Consider the following 15,502-nt stretch of genomic DNA (forward strand, 5'->3'; position numbering starts at 1 on the left):
CACTCGCAAAATGACGCGCAACTACGCCGTCTGCGCTTCGACCGGCGCCGCAACGACTTGCGGCTTCTCCGCGACTGCCGAGCCTGCGCTTGCCTTGCCCGCATACTGGTAGCTACGGTTGAACGGATACTCGGACTGCCGGGCCCGCAGCAGGCGGTCGCAGTCGATGCGGTCTTCCACCACGCCATCCGGACGGCTTCCAAGAATCTGGAACAGCGAAATCCACCCCTGCTCAAAGCCCATGGCCGATCCCGCGAGGTACAGCCGGTAAGCGCGCAAGGTCTTCTCCGCATGCTCGCCCAGCACGCGGCGAGCTTCGTCGAGATGGCCTTCGAGCGCATCGACCCAGTACCACAGCGTTTTGGCGTAATGCGGCCGCAGACACTCCAGGTCAAGCGGCTCCAGGCCGCCGCGCGTCATGGTCTCGGCCATTACGCTGACATGCACGAGCTGCCCGCCGGGGAAGATGTATTTCTCGATGAAGTCGCCCATGCCGCCGGCGAGCTGGCTGTTGTCCACCCCGCCGGCGGTGATGCCGTGATTCATCACCAGCCCGCCCGGCTTGAGCAGGCGGCGGATTTTGCTGAAATACAGCGGCAGATTCGGGCGGCCAACGTGTTCGCACATGCCCACTGAAGCCACCTTGTCGAAGGGCTGCGATTCGTCCACATCGCGGTAGTCCTGCAGCAACATGCGCACTCGTCCCTGCAAGCCTTTTTCGACGATCAGCCGGTTCACATGGTTGTACTGATTCTTCGACAGGGTGATGCCGGTCGCGTCCACGCCGTAGTGCTCGGCGGCCCACAACAGCAGCCCGCCCCACCCTGCGCCGATGTCGATGAAGTGCTCGCCCGGCTTGAGCATGAGCTTGGTGCAGATGTGATCGAGCTTAGCTTCCTGCGCCTGCGCCAGGGTCATCGACGGCTCGGCAAAGTAGGCGCAGGAATATACCCGGCGCGGGTCGAGCCACAGGGCATAAAAATCGTCGGACACGTCGTAATGGCTCTGAATCTGTGCGGCGTCTTTTTCGCGGCTGTGGTGGCTGTGCTCCCACAGGGTGCGGCGCAAGCCGTGCCACATCCGCGCGGTGGCGGCCGAAGGCTCGTTGCGCGGGTCGTCGTCGAGCAGCACCGGAGCGATGCGCATGAGGTCGCGCAGATTGCCCAGAATGTCCACCATCCCCTCGACATAATCTTCAGCCAGTTTGCCGATCTGCCCGGTGGTGATGTGCCATAGCGCGCGTTTGTCGCGCAGGCGCATTTCGATTTGCGCATTGCTCGGGCCCACGCGCTGCCCGCCCGGCAGCACCACACTGCAGGGCAGCGGAAGATGGGACAGGCGCGCGTCAACCCGGCCAAGAAGAGAGGATGAGATCGAAGACATACGGAACTCCTTTCAGATGTTGGCAAGCACGAACCGACGCCCCAGCAGACACAGGCGCTGCGAACAAAGCGGAAGCATGAGTTGTTTTTGCGCGGACCGAGGGCGCTGGGCTGAAGCCCCGTCTTGCGCCTGCGGCAAGACACTCCTGATCAATGGGGATGTAAACATCCGCAACTCCTCCCTGAAGGCGGCGCCCGCTGCACGGGCAGCGGGTCAACCGGAACATGGGTAGGAGTCATCAGCCTGGGGCGAAACCCCTATTGAGGCAATTGCACGGCGAACTCCATCGCCGTTTGTTGATTTGAATTTAGGCCATGAAATGCGCAGGGTCAATGTCCGGGGCGCTCAAGGTTGCTTCGAAATGCAATCGCTCAATACTTCTGCCGCGCCGGAATCACGCCGCGTACACCGCCCAGCGGCTCGTCCATGTCGCCGTCGTAACGCGGGATGAGGTGCAGATGCACATGGAAAATGCTCTGCCCGGCCGCGCGACCGCAATTCACGCCCAGATTGAAACCATCCGGCCGGTGCTCGCGCAGCAGCAGAGCGCGGCCTTGAGCAGCTAGTTCGAGCAGCGCCTGATGTTCCTGCGGGGTGCAGTCGAACCAGTCGGCTACATGGCGAAAGAGAATGAGCAGCAGATGCCCCGGGTTGACGGGCGTGCGGTCATACACCGCAAAGCCCAGTTCGTTGCGCAGCACCCAGGGCATGTCCTGGCAGAACGGGCACTGCGAATCGCCGCCGGATTTCATGCCAAGCCTCGCAGATGCGTGGTGTCGTTGACGAGTTGCAGCGCGACCTTGCCTTGTGCATCCACGCTGAAAAGATTGAGGCAGCAAGGCTTTTGCGTGATGCGCCAGTAGCCCGATAGCGGCAGATCGAGCGCGTGCAGCAGCAGCGCGCGGTTGACGCTGTCGTGCCCGACCAGCACCACGGTGTGCTCGGCATGGCGCGGGAGCAACGCCCTCAGGCCGTCGGCAGTGCGCAGCGCCAAGTCCTGCAGCGACTCGCCGCCGGGAAAGCGCACCCACTGCGGCGCGCTTTTCCATAAGGCGTAGGTCTGCGGATGCGCTGCCTTCACCTCCTCGTGCGTCTTCCACTGCCACTGGCCGTAGTCGAGATCGTTCACCCCTTCGAGCACCTGCGCGCTCAGGCCGCAGGCTGCGGCAATGTCGGCGCCGGTTTCGCGGCAGCGTCCCATCGGGCTGGTGTAAACCGCCTGCGGGGAAAACTCGGCCGCAATGCGCTGCGCCACCGCCTTGGCCTGCTGGCGACCCAGTGCGGTCAACTCCAGTTCCATACGCCCGCGAAAACGCTCGGGATGAATGCCTTCAACTTCACCATGCCGTGTGAGGATGATCTGCATCGTCAGCTCCAGTTTGTAGCTCAGTACCGCTTTTGCGGCTTGTGCTCAAACATTACGCGGCAGGTATGGCGCGATCAAGAAGGACTTTGTAACGCGACGTTCCAGTTCAGCCGCGTCCACTCGGCGGCCTCTTGCCGCAGGCTGTATTCGGTCAGCGGATTGCCTTTGAGCCAGGGCTCCGGGGCGACGATATCGAGCGGCGGCCGCAGGCCGGAAAGCTTCACTCCAGCCGGTTGGTAACGCAGATGCAGTCCATCGATGTCAACCGTGGTGCGGTTGCGCGCCAGAATGACCGCCAGACGCAGCGCCAGGACGGCGTCGAGATCAATGTTTTCAAGATCAGTGGCGCTGAGTTTTTTCAGTTTGCCGGTGTGAGTCAACACCAGTTGCGCCAGCGCCGCCTGCTCGCCGCGCGAGAAACCCGGCATATCGGCGTTGGCCGCGATATAAGCCGAATGCTTGTGATAAGCGCTGTGCGAAATCGACAGGCCGATTTCGTGCAACTGAGCGGCCCAGCGCAGCAGGCGCTGATCGGCTTCGGTGGCGTTGGGGCGCAACTGCGAATAGAGCCGCAGGGCCAGTTCCGCGACCCGTCGCGCCTGTTGGGCATCGGCACCGTAGCGCTGCGTGAACTGCAGGGCGGTGACTTCGCGCATGTCTTGCGACTGCTCGCGCCCGAGCAGGTCGTAGAGCACACCAAGGCGCAGCGCGGCATCCGTCACTTCCATCGACTGTATGCCCAGTTCCTCGAAGACGCCGAGCATGATGGCTAGCCCCCCGGCCGCCACCGGCACGCGGTCGGGTTTGAGCCCCTCCATGCGCAGCTTGTTGAGATTGCCCGCCCGCACGAAGGTGCGACGCAGTTCGCGCAGCCCTTGCAAGGTGATGTCGCCCGGCTGGTCGGGCGGGTTGAAGCCACTGCCGCCGATCATGTCGGCCAGGGCGCGCGCCGTACCGCTGGAACCCACCGCATGGTTCCAGCCATTGCGCTTGAAGTCGGCGGCGATGATCTGAATCTCCTTGCGCGCCGCAATCTCGGCCGCGCGCATGGTGGTCTCGTCCACTTGATTGCCCGGAAAAAAGCGCTGGCTCATCGACACGCAGCCGATGTAGAGCGACTCCATCATCCCTGGCTCATAGCCCTGGCCGATGATGAACTCGGTCGAGCCCCCGCCGATGTCGACCACCAGGCGCTTGCCCTGCACCACCGAGACCGAATGCGCCGCACCGATATAGACCAGCCGCGCCTCTTCCCGCCCGGCAATGACCTCGATCGGAAACCCCAGTGCCGCCTGCGCGCGCTGCAGAAACTGCGGCGCATTCTTGGCCACGCGCACCGTGTTGGTGGCCACGGCCCGCACCCGGTCCGGGTGAAACTGGCGCAGGCGCTCGCCGAAGCGCTGCAGGGTTTGCAACGCGATTTGCTGCGCGGCTTCCGACAGATACTTTTTGTCGTCCAGCCCCGCTGCCAGACGCACCGGCTCGCGCAAGGAGTCGATGGCATAGACCTGCACCCCCGCCGCACTGTCCTGCGCCCGTCCGATGAGCATGCGAAAACTGTTCGATCCAAGATCGACGGCGGCAAGGTGTTGATTGAGCAGGTTGGGCATAAGCAGCAATTGAACGTTGGTTTGATGACAGGTTTTTGAAAAATGTCATCAAGATTTCATGCTAAACCGTCATTCTCGCTCGGTTTGTTCCCGGCACTGGCAAAATGCCAGTCGCTTCTCCGCTAGAGTCATTCATGTCCCATCCCGCCACCGCACCTCGCCTGCTCAATCGTGAGCTGGGCACTCTCGAATTCAATCGCCGTGTGCTGTTTCAGGCGCTCGACGACACCAATCCCCTGCTCGAACGGTTGCGGTTTCTCAGCATCGTGTCGAGCAATATGGACGAGTTTTTTGAAACCCGCGTCGCCACCCTGCAAGACATGCTGGAAGCCGACCCGGCTTCACGCACGCCTGATGGCATGCTCGTCAGCAAAGCCCTGACCGAGATTTCCGAACGCGCCCACGCCCTGATTGCCGACCAGTACCGCGTGCTGCAACAGGCCGTGCTGCCGGCACTCGACAAGCAGGGCATCCGCCTGTACCGCCTGCCCGACTGGACCGATGCGCAGCGCGCCTGGGCGCAGCATTATTTCGAGACCGAAGTTTCGCCCTTGCTCACGCCGATCGGCCTCGATCCGGCGCATCCCTTCCCCCGCGTCATCAACAAGAACCTGGTGTTCGCCGTGCAACTCGGCGGCACCGACGCCTTCGGCCGCAATATCGAGCTGGGCGTGGTGCAAACCCCGCGCACCTTGCCCCGGGTCGTGCCCATGCCGCCGGAGCTGTGCGACGCGCGATACGGGTTCATGCTGCTGTCGTCGTGCATGCAGGCGTTTGCCGGGCAACTGTTTCCGGGACTCGAAGTGCTCGGCGTGCATCAGTTTCGCGTCACCCGCAACAGCGAACTGTTCATCGACGACGACGACATCACCAATCTGCGCGCCGCACTGCAAGGCGAACTACGCGCCCGGCACTTCGGCGATGCGGTGCGGCTGGAAGTGGCGGCCGATTGCCCGCACGCCGTCATCGACCGCCTGCTGCGCGAAAACAATATCGTGCCGCAAGACTGCTACCGGGTGGACGGCCCGGTGAACTTGGTGCGACTGCAGGAAATTCTTGACTACGTCAACGAGCCGCAACTGCTGTTCAGCCCCTATCTGCCCGCCCTACCGCGAGACTGGCCCGGCGTGGATACCGAGATCTTCGATCGCATCCGGGCCCGCGACATCCTGCTGCACCATCCCTACGATGCCTTCGCTCCCGTGGTCGATCTGGTGAGGACGGCCGCGCGCGATCCGTTCGTGGTCGCCATCAAGCAGACCATTTACCGCACCGGCGGCAATTCCGAGCTGATGGACGCCCTCATCGAAGCGGCGCGTAATGGCAAGGAAGTCACCGTGGTGCTGGAATTGATGGCGCGGCTAGACGAAGAAACCAATATCAACTGGTCGTCGCGGCTGGAGGCGGCGGGCGCGCATGTGGTCTTTGGCGTGGTCGGCTTCAAGTGCCATGCCAAGATGCTGCTCATCGTCCGCCGCGAAGCCGCCGAAGGCACCGGCCGCAAGGTGCTGCGCATGTACGCGCATCTGGGCACTGGCAACTATCACGCCCGCACCGCGCGGCTTTACACCGACTTCGGCCTGATGACGGCCAACCCGGAAATCTGCGAAGACGCGCGCCGCGTGTTTCTGCAAATCACCGGCTCCAGCCAGGCGCAGGAACTCAGGCGGCTGTGGCAGGCCCCGTTCACCCTGCATGCCAATGTGCTGGCCGCCATCGCACGAGAGGCCGACCATGCGCGCAGCGGCAAGCCCGCACGCGTCTGGGCGCGAATCAACGCACTGCTCGAACCCACAGTGATCGAGGCGCTTTATGCCGCCTCACAGGCGGGTGTGGAAGTGCGACTGCTGGTGCGCGGCGCCTGCATGCTGCGCCCGGGCGTAGAAGGTTTGTCCGACAACATTCGGGTGCGTTCGACCATCGGCCGCTTTCTCGAACATTCACGGGTGTTCTACTTCCACAACGGCGGCGAAGCCGAGGTCTATATCTCCTCAGCCGACTGGATGGAGCGCAATCTGCTTCGCCGGGTCGAAATCGCCGTGCCCTTGCTCGACAACAAGATCAAGGCGCAGGTCATCCGCGAGGGTCTACGCATGCAGTGGCAACACCCGGGCAACGCCTGGGAGATGGACAGCGAGGGCAATTACCACCGTCCGCGCGGCTCACGCAGCCGCCTGAGCTGCCATCAGGTGCTGATGCACTCGCGGTTGGAACGCAAAAATTAGACGGTGTTTCAGGCAGCCTTGAGCGCGCCGTCTTTAGGTGAAACCTCCGCGGCACGTCCTGCAGAGGGTGTGCCTGCGGGGGCCAGCCGGGCGGCCGGGAAGCGCACCACAAACCGGCTGCCCTTGCCGGGGGTGCTGTGCACCAGCAGTTCGGCCTGATGCCGCACCAGCACATGCTTGGCGATCGCCAGCCCCAGCCCGGTACCGCCAGACTCGCGCGAACGTCCACGATCGACACGGTAGAAGCGCTCGGTCAGCCTCGGAATATGCTCCGCGGCAATGCCGATGCCGGTGTCGCTCACGCTGAATTCTGCGTAGCGAGGCTGGCCGTCGATCAAAACGGCGTCCCATGCCAGGCTGATGGTGCCGCCGTCCGGGGTGTAGCGCACCGCGTTGCTGACCAGATTGGAGAGCGCGGAATGCAGCTCTTGCGGGCTACCGCGCACCCACAGATCGGTGCGCGCTTCCATCTTGATCTGATGCCTTCCGCCCGACAGCGCCAGCGCCTCGTTCTGGTACTGCGTCATCATCGACGGCATGTCGATGACCATTTCGGTCGGAGGATAGGGATCGCCCTCCAGCCGCGCCAGCGCAAGCAGGTCGTCCACCAGATGCCGCATGCGGTCGGACTGGGTCTGCATCATGTCGAGCACGCGCAGGCGCTGGGTTTCGTCGAGCGGCATGTCGCGCATGGTTTCGACGAACCCCCCCAGCACGGTCAGCGGGGTTTTGATCTCATGCGACACATTGGCCACGAAATCGCGCCGCATCGACTCGGTGCGCTCGAGCTGCGTGATGTCTTGCGACAGCAGCAGTTTCTGCTGATCGCCATAAGGAAAGACCTGCACGCTCAGCGTGAACTGCGACCGAGAACCTGCGCGGTGCATGTGCAAGGGCTCGTGAAAGTGCGCCGCCTGGAGATAGGCGACAAACTCGGGGGTGCGAATCAGGTGCACCGCATGTTGGCGAAGATCGCGCTGCGCGTCCAGACCGAAGTGCTGCGCCGCAGTGGCGTTGCACCAGTCGATCTGGTTGTTTTCATCGAGCAGAATCACCCCGTTGGGCGAGACCTGCAGCGCCTCGATGAAGCGGTGCAGCTTGGACTCCTCGTAGCCCAGACGCCCCGTCCACAGCCGCAATTGACGCGATGCCCGGTAAAACACTTCGGCCCAGGCGCCAGAGCCATTGGGCACCGGTGTCACTTCGGGCGCCTTGAGCCAGCGGATCAATCGCGACAGCGCGATGGAATCACGCGCCACCGCGCCGATGAGCACCAGCAGCGCCGCCACCATGGCGCCAGAGCGCCCGTCGATCAAAGCCCCAACCCCTGCGGCCACCAGAACCAGCAGCAGAATAAGGGAGATGCGCCAGGCGACAGAGATCATGGGGAAATGAGCGAAAGGCTGCGCTCAGGTGTCGTACTTGTATCGAATCACACTGTAAAGCAGACGAAGCCCGTTTCGGCCGGGCGGCATCAAGCGGCGACCTGGGCGGGCTACCTCAGTGGGGAACCTGAGTGTGGCTATCTCAGGCAGCCGAGACCTGCGGTGAGCGCGACTGTGCGGTAAAGCGATAGCCCGCTCCGCGCACCGTTTCCACCATCTCGGCGCATTGCACCGGAGACAGCGCTTCGCGCAGACGCTTGATGTGCACGTCCACCGTGCGCTCTTCGATGAACACGTGGTCGCCCCACACCTTGTCGAGCAGCGCACCCCGGCTGTGCACTCGCTCGGGATGCGCCATGAGGTAGTGCAATAACTTGAACTCGGTGGGCCCCAACCGGATTTCCAGAGGCTCGCTTCCAGGCTTCTTGAACAAGGCGCGCCGGCTGGACGGATCGACAGACAACCCGCCGATCTGTACCTGCTCGGCAGTGAGCTGCGGCGCGCGACGGCGCAGCACGGCGCGAATGCGGGCCAGCAGTTCCTTGGGTGAGAACGGCTTGGTGATGTAGTCGTCCGCCCCGGCGTCGAGCCCTTGCACTTTGTCGCCCTCTTCGCTGCGGGCGGTGAGCATAATGATGGGAATGGCCTTGGTGCGCGCATCGGTGCGCAAGGCCCGCGCCAGCGCCACGCCCGACATGCCCGGCAGCATCCAGTCGATCAACAGCACATCGGGCAACACGTCGCGAATGACCCGCAGCGCCTCTTCGGCACTGCCAGCGCGAATGGGGCAATGGCCGGCATGCTGCAAATTCATCGCCAGCAATTCGGCGATGGCGGGCTCGTCTTCGACGATCAGAATATTGCTCGACAGACTCATGGCAGGGTGCTTTTCAGAACAAAACGCTGAATCAAAGCGCGGATCCAAGCGAGCCCGCCACTTCGCGGAAGGCTTCCTTGTTGTGCCGCACATCGGTGCCGCGCACGATATAGATCACCAACTCGGCGATGTTCTTGGCATGGTCGCCTATGCGCTCGATGGCCTTGGCCACGAACATCAGATCGAGCATGGTGGAAATGGCGCGCGGGTCTTCCATCACATAGGTGATGACCTTGCGGGTGAAGCCATCAAACTCCTCGTCGATACGGAAGTCGGATTCGACGATGTCAACCGCCGCCTTCTCGTCAAGACGCGCGAAGGCGTCGAGCGATTTGCGCATTTGCTCGATGGCGAGATCAGATGCATGCTGCAGATCGCTGATGCCGATGGTCATGGGCGTGCCCGATTCGACAATGTCGCGCGCCATGCGGGCGATGCGGGCCGCCTCGTCACCGGCGCGTTCCAGATTGGCGATGGCCTTGGAGATGGCCACCAGCAAACGCAGATCACGCGCCGTGGGCTGGCGCTTGGCGATGATTTGCGTGATGTCGGCGTCAATATCCACCTCCATCTGGTTCACCCGCTTCTCGACCTGAAGCACGGTGCGCGCGGCCTCGACATCGAGGTGGCGCAGGGAATAGATGGCCTGCGCCAGTTGCGATTCAACCTGCCCGCCCATTTCAAGCACACGGGTGGATACAGCGTTGATTTCAGCGTCGAACTGTGTCGACAGATGGGGTTTGTCATCCATGGTGCGGGTCCCGGTAAACAAAATGTGATGCCAGACGCTGGGCAACGGCGAGTGGCGTGAAGCTCATCAACAATCAGCAAAAGAATTCAACCGAATCAATCAACCGAAGCGACCGGTGATGTAGTCCTCGGTTTCCTGCTTCTTCGGCTTGAGGAAGATTTGATTGGTCTCGCCAAACTCGATGAGCTCGCCAAGATACATATACGCGGTGAAATCGGAAACCCGAGCGGCCTGCTGCATATTGTGGGTCACGATGGCCACCGTGTAGTCGCGCTTGAGTTCGATCACCAGTTCCTCCACCTTGGCCGTGGAGATGGGGTCGAGCGCGGAGGTCGGCTCGTCGAGCAGCAGCACCTCCGGCTTGATCGCCACGCCACGCGCGATGCACAGGCGCTGCTGCTGACCGCCGGAGAGGCTCATGCCGCTTTGCTGCAGCTTGTCCTTCACTTCGCCCCACAGCGCAGTCTTGGTCAGCGCCCACTCCACCCGGTCATCGAGTTCGGATTTGGGCAGTTTTTCGTACAGCTTGATGCCGAAGGCGATGTTGTCGTAGATCGACATCGGGAAAGGCGTGGGCTTCTGGAACACCATGCCGATCTTGGCGCGCACCAGCGACACATCTTCCTTGGAGGTGAGGATGTTCTGCCCGTCGAGCAAGATTTCGCCCTCGGCGCGCTGCTCGGGATACAACTCGAACATGCGGTTGAAAATGCGCAGCAGCGTGGACTTGCCGCAACCGGACGGGCCGATGAAGGCCGTCACCTTGTTCTTGGCGATTTCCATATTGACGTTCTTGATCGCCTTGTATTTCCCGTAATAGAAATCAAGATTTTTGACCGTCATGCAAGCCGGGGACTGAAGGGTTTCGGCGACAGCGCTCATGATGTGGCTCTCAATGTTTTTGACGAATCAGAATGCGTGCGGTCACGTTAATGACAAGCACACCGAAGGTGATGATCAACACGCCAGCCCAGGCCAGACTCTGCCAGTTGCTGTAAGGACTCATCGCATAGTTGTAGATGGTGACCGGCAGGTTGGCCATCGGCTGTGACAAACCGGCATTGAAGAACTGGTTGTTGAGCGCGGTGAACAGCAGCGGCGCGGTTTCGCCCGTGATGCGTGCCACGGCCAGCATGATGCCGGTCAGCACCCCGGCGCGCGCCGCACGCAGAATGACGGCGGAAATCACCTTCCACTTCGGCGTGCCCAAGGCATAAGCGGCCTCGCGCAGCGAACCCGGCACGAGGCGCAGCATGTCCTCGGTCGTGCGCACCACCACGGGCACCACCAGCAGCGCCAGAGCGATCGACCCCGCCCAACCCGAAAATGTCTTGGTGTTGGCCACGATCAGGGCATAGACGAACAGACCAATGATGATGGACGGCGCCGCCAGCAGAATGTCGTTGATGAAACGCGTCACCTTGGCCAGCCAGCCGTTGGCGCCGTATTCCGACAGGTACACCCCCGCCATGATGCCCAGCGGCGTACCCAGCAGGGTGCCGACAAGCGTCATCGCCACCGAGCCATAGATGGCGTTGAGCAAACCGCCGTCGGTCATAGGCGGCGGGGTCATCTCGGTGAAGGTCGCCAGACTCAGACCGCCGATGCCGAGTTGCAGCACCGAGTACAGGATCCAGAGCAGCCATATCATGCCGAACGCCATCGCTGCCAACGAAAGCGTAAGCACCACGATATTGGTCATCTTGCGACGACCGAAAAAACGCTGGCGAAAGTCGCTTCTGGGGGTTTGAGGCAAAGTAGTGGCGCTCATGTGCGGGTTCCTTCGCCCTTGGCAAGTTGAGCCAGCAGCAGCTTGGACAGCGCCAGCACGACAAAAGTGATGAAGAACAGCACCAGCCCCAAATAGAACAGGGCAGACTGATGCAGCGGCCCCGCCTCGGCAAACTCATTGGCCAGCACCGAGGTGATGGTATTGGCTGGGGCGAACAGCGACGAGCTGAACGCGCTGGTATTGCCCACGATGAAGGTCACCGCCATGGTCTCGCCCAGGGCGCGCCCCAGACCGAGCATGATGCCGCCGATCACACCGGCTTTGGTGTAGGGCAGCACCACGTTGCGCACGACTTCCCAGGTGGTGCAGCCGATGCCGTAGGCCGATTCCTTGAGCATGGGCGGCGTGATTTCGAATACATCCTTCATCACCGAGGCAATGAAGGGAATGATCATGATGGCCAGAATGATGCCCGCCGACAGCAGACCGATACCGACCGGCGCCCCCTGAAACAGGAAACCGACGCCGGGCACGCCACCCAACAGATTCTGTAGAGGCGCCTGCACATAGTTGGCCAACAAAGGCGCAAACACCAACAACCCCCACATACCGTAAACGATGGAGGGTATGGCCGCCAGCAACTCAATAGCCGTAGCCAGAGGCCGACGCAGCCAGATGGGAGACAGTTCTGTGAGGAACAGGGCGATGCCGAAACTCACGGGCACCGCGATCAGCAGGGCAATGAGCGAGGTGATCAGCGTGCCGTAAATCATGGAGAACCCGCCGTACTGCTCGTCCGTCGGGTTCCAGGTAGAACTGGTGAAAAAACCGAAACCAGTCGCCTTGATGGCCGGCCATGCGCCGATGAACAGCGACACGATGATGCCCGCCAGGGTCGCCAGGGTGATGATGGCAGCAGCGCGCGCCATACCGGAAAACAGCACATCGCCGATCGGGCTGTGCGTGCGCTTCTGGCCTGCACCGGGCTCGCCGAGAGCTACTTTGGAGCTTGCGTTCATTGGGGTTGCGGGATAGCCTGCGGCCATGACTGTAAATCCTTCGATCAAACCGGCCCGGGCAAAACACTCCGCCCGGGCCTGTGACATCCCGCGGTGATCACCGCGAGGGATTTGCTACTCGCCGAATTACTTCCAGACCGGCTGGCCGCTAGCGGACTTCACATTCGTCCACTCTTTGTAGATGGCAGTCTTCACCTGCTCGGGCATGGGGATGTAGTCGAGCGCCTCGGCGTATTTATCGCCATCCTTGTAGGCCCACTGGAAGAACTTGAACACGTCGGCAGTTTTCTCCGGCTTGTCAGCGGTCTTGTGCACCAGGATGTAGGTGGCGTTAGTGATCGGCCAGGAGGCGTCGCCCGGCTGGTCAGTTAGCACTTGGTAAAACGTCTTGGACCAGTCAGCACCAGCAGCCGCGGCCTTGAAGGCGTCGATCGAGGGCTTGACAACCTTACCCGCCTTGTTGATCAGATCCACCACGACGAGTTTGGGATTCTGCTTGGCGTAGGCGTACTCCACATACCCGACGGAATTGGGCAGTTGGCTCACAAAGCCCGCCACGCCCGGATTGCCCTTGCCGCCCGTGCCGACCGGCCAGTTGACCGTGGTGCCGAATTTGTACTTCTCAGCCCACTCGGTGTTGGTCTTGGACAGGTAGTTGGAGAAAATGAAGGTGGTGCCGGAAGCATCGGCGCGGCGCACGACAGCGATCTGCGCGTCAGGCAACTTCACGCCGGGATTGAGCTTGGCGATGGCCGGATCGTTCCACTTGGTGATCTTGCCCATGTAGATGTCGGCCAGCAGCGCGCCGCTGAGCTTCATCTCGTTGGACTTCAAGCCAGCAATGTTGACCACGGGCACCACGCCGCCCATCACGGTCGGGAACTGAATCAGACCGCCCTTGGCCAGTTCTTCATCGGTCAGCGGCATGTCGGATGCGCCGAAGTCAACGGTCTTGGCATTGATCTGCTTGATGCCGGCACCCGAGCCCACGCCTTGATAGTTCACCTTGCCCATGCCGGCCTTGTTGAATTCATAAGCCCATTTTTCATAGACGGGTTGGGGAAACGTGGCGCCTGCGCCCGAAATTTCCAGCGCGTTGGCACTGTAGGTGGCAGCCAGAAGGGCCGAAGCCAGCAGGCTTTTGACGATGATTTTCATTGAGTTAGCTCCCTGAGGTGAGGCAAAAAGTAATGCAGAAGTGATTGAAGCAACGCGCCTTTATGACGGTTGCTGTCACTTTAGGACACGAATATGACATTTTCGTGTCAGTCACGCAGGTGAGCAGATCGACCCCAAGCCGCGGGATCAGATGGGCCGCTTTGACGTCAGGAACGCCCTTGCCACCAGATTGATGGCCAACACCATCGTCACCACCAGGAACGCCGCGGCATACGCCAGCGCATGCGCCGAAGCGAAAGGCTGATTGATGAAACTCCAGATCACATAGGTGAGGTAGCCGATCGGCTCCTGCGTCAGATGGCCGTTCCACAGATAGTTGGACCATCCTGCGGTGTAGATCAGTGGTGCGGTTTCACCCACAGAGATGGCCAGGGCAAACAGCACTCCGGTGATCACCCCCGAACGCGCGGCGGGCAGCAACACGCGCAGCACGACCTGATGCTCCTTGCAGCCCAAGGCATAAGCGGCTTCGCGCAGGCTGGTGGGATTCTGCCGCATGGCCAGTTCGGTGAACCGTGCGATGTAGGGCATGATCATGATGGCCAAAGTGATGGCGCCCGCCAGCGCCGAGAACTGCCAGCCCAGGCCGACCACCAACGTGACGTAGGCGAAATAACCCAGCACGATGGACGGCACGCCCGTGAGCACGTCGGCCAGAAATCGCACGATGTACGCCCAGCGCCCGTTACCGTATTCGCTCAAATAGATTCCAGACAGCACGCCGATGGGAGCGGCAAACAACAATGCACCCCCGCTGAGCACCAAGGTGCCCTCGATGGCATTGAGCAGACCGCCACTGATGCCGTTGGTCACCTGCGTAAACAGCGCAGGCGAAAGCGCCGCCCCGCCTTTGACCAAGGTCATCCACAGAATGTCGAACAGCGGCACGACCACGATGGCGAACGCCGCCACGCAGAGCGCAGCAAAGAACACGTTGAACAAACTGCGCCGACGTTGCAGTCGACGGGCACGTTCAAACACGATGGATGTGGATCCGGCTGGTGAGGAGGCGAGCGATGACATTGACGATGACCGCGATGATGAGCAGCACCAGGGCAATTTCCGCCAGCGAGCGCACGGCCATGCCGCTGGGATCTTGCAAAGCACTGTCGAGTTGAGAAGCGATGAAAGCCGCCATGCTGGTGATGGGGCTGTAAATCGTGTCGGGCAGATAGTTCAAGGCACCGCCGCTGACCATGAGCACCGCCATGGTTTCACCCAGAGCACGGCCGAGCGCCAGAATGACCGCACCGATCAGGGGCACGCGCACGGCGGGCAACAGAATTTTGAGCAGCACCTCTGCCCGGGTGGCGCCCAGGCCGAAGCTCGCCTCGCGCAGCTCATTGGGCACACGCTTGAGCGCCTCTACCAGCGTGCTGGTGATCACAGGCAGCACCATGATGGCCAACACCAGCCCTGCGGTCAGCAACCCATAGCCGCTGGTCGCTGCGCCGGAGAAAAAGGGAATGAAACCCAGCACTCTCTCCAGAAACGGCGCAATGTGCGTGAGCACCAGAGGGGCCAGGATTTCCAAACCCCACAAGCCATAGACCACACTGGGCACCATGGCCAGCAGCTCCACGACCTGAGCGAAGGCGCCGCGCAATTTCTGCGGCGCATAGTCATTCAGAAACAGGGCGACGCCAATGCCCACGGGCACGGCCAGAATCAAGGCAATGGCCGAACTTGCCAGGGTGCCCACGATAAACACCCAGATGCCATAGGTGGCCCCGACGGCCACCTCGTAGCCGTCGCGTTTGACAGGATTGGAATACAGATTGCCCAGATTCCAGGTCTCGGTCGTCAGGAAATGCAGTCCGTTGAACTGGATCGCCGGCCAGGAGTAAGTGGTGAGAAATACCAATACCGCCAGCAGGGCCAGAGGAATCAGAGTCGAGACAGCAAGCAATCCGGGACGAAAGACGCGCATGGCAAGTCGATTCAAAACAGCACCAAAACAGACATCCGGTCTGCC

Annotated in this window: 14 protein-coding genes and 1 riboswitch; of the genes, 1 reads left to right on the plus strand and 13 read right to left on the minus strand. The window is 61.7% G+C overall.

Annotated elements, in window-relative coordinates:
* Positions 1 to 21 precede the first annotated feature (21 nt).
* From B3H47_RS09825 to B3H47_RS09840, 4 genes are all read right to left on the minus strand, one after another.
* Complete coding sequence (locus B3H47_RS09825; RefSeq protein WP_286986864.1) at positions 22 to 1,383, minus strand: class I SAM-dependent methyltransferase; 1,362 nt, start codon at positions 1,381 to 1,383, stop codon at positions 22 to 24.
* Between the two features lie 222 nt (positions 1,384 to 1,605).
* Positions 1,606 to 1,683: riboswitch (Fluoride riboswitch) on the minus strand.
* Between the two features lie 71 nt (positions 1,684 to 1,754).
* On the minus strand, positions 1,755 to 2,135 hold the full coding sequence (locus B3H47_RS09830; protein WP_286986865.1) for an HIT family protein: 381 nt from the start codon (positions 2,133 to 2,135) through the stop codon (positions 1,755 to 1,757).
* Positions 2,132 to 2,749 carry a histidine phosphatase family protein gene (locus tag B3H47_RS09835; protein WP_286986866.1) on the minus strand — a complete coding sequence of 206 codons (618 nt, stop codon included), beginning with the start codon at positions 2,747 to 2,749 and terminating at the stop codon, positions 2,132 to 2,134. Before B3H47_RS09835 ends, B3H47_RS09830 begins: the two co-directional genes overlap by 4 nt.
* Positions 2,750 to 2,823: 74 nt before the next feature.
* Entirely contained in the window at positions 2,824 to 4,359 is a 1,536-nt protein-coding gene (locus B3H47_RS09840; RefSeq protein WP_286986867.1) for a Ppx/GppA phosphatase family protein, read from the minus strand.
* A gap of 134 nt (positions 4,360 to 4,493) precedes the next feature.
* Between B3H47_RS09840 and ppk1 the strand changes: the two genes are divergently transcribed.
* Complete coding sequence (ppk1, locus tag B3H47_RS09845; RefSeq protein WP_286986868.1) at positions 4,494 to 6,584, plus strand: polyphosphate kinase 1; 2,091 nt, start codon at positions 4,494 to 4,496, stop codon at positions 6,582 to 6,584.
* 8 nt (positions 6,585 to 6,592) lie between these two features.
* On the opposite strand, the gene phoR is transcribed toward ppk1, so the two are convergent.
* From phoR to pstC (B3H47_RS09890), 9 genes are all read right to left on the minus strand, one after another.
* Positions 6,593 to 7,969, minus strand: a complete 1,377-nt coding sequence (phoR, locus tag B3H47_RS09850) for a phosphate regulon sensor histidine kinase PhoR (protein WP_286986869.1) — start codon at positions 7,967 to 7,969, stop codon at positions 6,593 to 6,595.
* A gap of 142 nt (positions 7,970 to 8,111) precedes the next feature.
* On the minus strand, positions 8,112 to 8,840 hold the full coding sequence (gene phoB, locus B3H47_RS09855) for a phosphate regulon transcriptional regulator PhoB (protein ID WP_172979069.1): 729 nt from the start codon (positions 8,838 to 8,840) through the stop codon (positions 8,112 to 8,114).
* Positions 8,841 to 8,877: 37 nt separating this feature from the next.
* Positions 8,878 to 9,597, minus strand: a complete 720-nt coding sequence (gene phoU, locus B3H47_RS09860) for a phosphate signaling complex protein PhoU (RefSeq protein ID WP_013106099.1) — start codon at positions 9,595 to 9,597, stop codon at positions 8,878 to 8,880.
* Between the two features lie 99 nt (positions 9,598 to 9,696).
* On the minus strand, positions 9,697 to 10,479 hold the full coding sequence (pstB, locus tag B3H47_RS09865; RefSeq protein WP_286986870.1) for a phosphate ABC transporter ATP-binding protein PstB: 783 nt from the start codon (positions 10,477 to 10,479) through the stop codon (positions 9,697 to 9,699).
* Between the two features lie 10 nt (positions 10,480 to 10,489).
* Positions 10,490 to 11,368, minus strand: coding sequence for a phosphate ABC transporter permease PstA (gene pstA, locus B3H47_RS09870; RefSeq protein ID WP_286986871.1), 879 nt, complete (start codon positions 11,366 to 11,368; stop codon positions 10,490 to 10,492).
* On the minus strand, positions 11,365 to 12,348 hold the full coding sequence (gene pstC, locus B3H47_RS09875; RefSeq protein ID WP_286986872.1) for a phosphate ABC transporter permease subunit PstC: 984 nt from the start codon (positions 12,346 to 12,348) through the stop codon (positions 11,365 to 11,367). Before pstC (B3H47_RS09875) ends, pstA (B3H47_RS09870) begins: the two co-directional genes overlap by 4 nt.
* A 126-nt stretch (positions 12,349 to 12,474) precedes the next feature.
* A complete protein-coding gene (gene pstS / locus B3H47_RS09880; RefSeq protein WP_286986873.1) occupies positions 12,475 to 13,506 on the minus strand; it encodes a phosphate ABC transporter substrate-binding protein PstS in 1,032 nt (343 codons plus the stop codon).
* 147 nt (positions 13,507 to 13,653) lie between these two features.
* Positions 13,654 to 14,508: a phosphate ABC transporter permease PstA gene (gene pstA, locus B3H47_RS09885; RefSeq protein ID WP_286986874.1), complete on the minus strand. Its 855-nt coding sequence runs from the start codon at positions 14,506 to 14,508 to the stop codon at positions 13,654 to 13,656.
* Positions 14,501 to 15,457 carry a phosphate ABC transporter permease subunit PstC gene (gene pstC / locus B3H47_RS09890; RefSeq protein WP_286986875.1) on the minus strand — a complete coding sequence of 319 codons (957 nt, stop codon included), beginning with the start codon at positions 15,455 to 15,457 and terminating at the stop codon, positions 14,501 to 14,503. Before pstC (B3H47_RS09890) ends, pstA (B3H47_RS09885) begins: the two co-directional genes overlap by 8 nt.
* Positions 15,458 to 15,502 lie beyond the last annotated feature (45 nt).

Source organism: Thiomonas sp. UBA7699 (genome assembly GCF_002482605.1).
Lineage (GTDB): Bacteria > Pseudomonadota > Gammaproteobacteria > Burkholderiales > Burkholderiaceae_C > Thiomonas > Thiomonas arsenitoxydans.

Coding starts and splice junctions, on each gene's coding strand:
- B3H47_RS09825 (WP_286986864.1), bottom strand. CDS start 1,383: ATGTCTTCGATCTCATCCTCTCTTCTTGGCCGGGTTGACGCGCGCCTG.
- B3H47_RS09830 (WP_286986865.1), bottom strand. CDS start 2,135: ATGAAATCCGGCGGCGATTCGCAGTGCCCGTTCTGCCAGGACATGCCC.
- B3H47_RS09835 (WP_286986866.1), bottom strand. CDS start 2,749: ATGCAGATCATCCTCACACGGCATGGTGAAGTTGAAGGCATTCATCCC.
- B3H47_RS09840 (WP_286986867.1), bottom strand. CDS start 4,359: ATGCCCAACCTGCTCAATCAACACCTTGCCGCCGTCGATCTTGGATCG.
- ppk1 (WP_286986868.1), top strand. CDS start 4,494: ATGTCCCATCCCGCCACCGCACCTCGCCTGCTCAATCGTGAGCTGGGC.
- phoR (WP_286986869.1), bottom strand. CDS start 7,969: ATGATCTCTGTCGCCTGGCGCATCTCCCTTATTCTGCTGCTGGTTCTG.
- phoU (WP_013106099.1), bottom strand. CDS start 9,597: ATGGATGACAAACCCCATCTGTCGACACAGTTCGACGCTGAAATCAAC.
- pstB (WP_286986870.1), bottom strand. CDS start 10,479: ATGAGCGCTGTCGCCGAAACCCTTCAGTCCCCGGCTTGCATGACGGTC.
- pstA (WP_286986871.1), bottom strand. CDS start 11,368: ATGAGCGCCACTACTTTGCCTCAAACCCCCAGAAGCGACTTTCGCCAG.
- pstC (WP_286986872.1), bottom strand. CDS start 12,348: ATGAACGCAAGCTCCAAAGTAGCTCTCGGCGAGCCCGGTGCAGGCCAG.
- pstS (WP_286986873.1), bottom strand. CDS start 13,506: ATGAAAATCATCGTCAAAAGCCTGCTGGCTTCGGCCCTTCTGGCTGCC.
- pstC (WP_286986875.1), bottom strand. CDS start 15,457: ATGCGCGTCTTTCGTCCCGGATTGCTTGCTGTCTCGACTCTGATTCCT.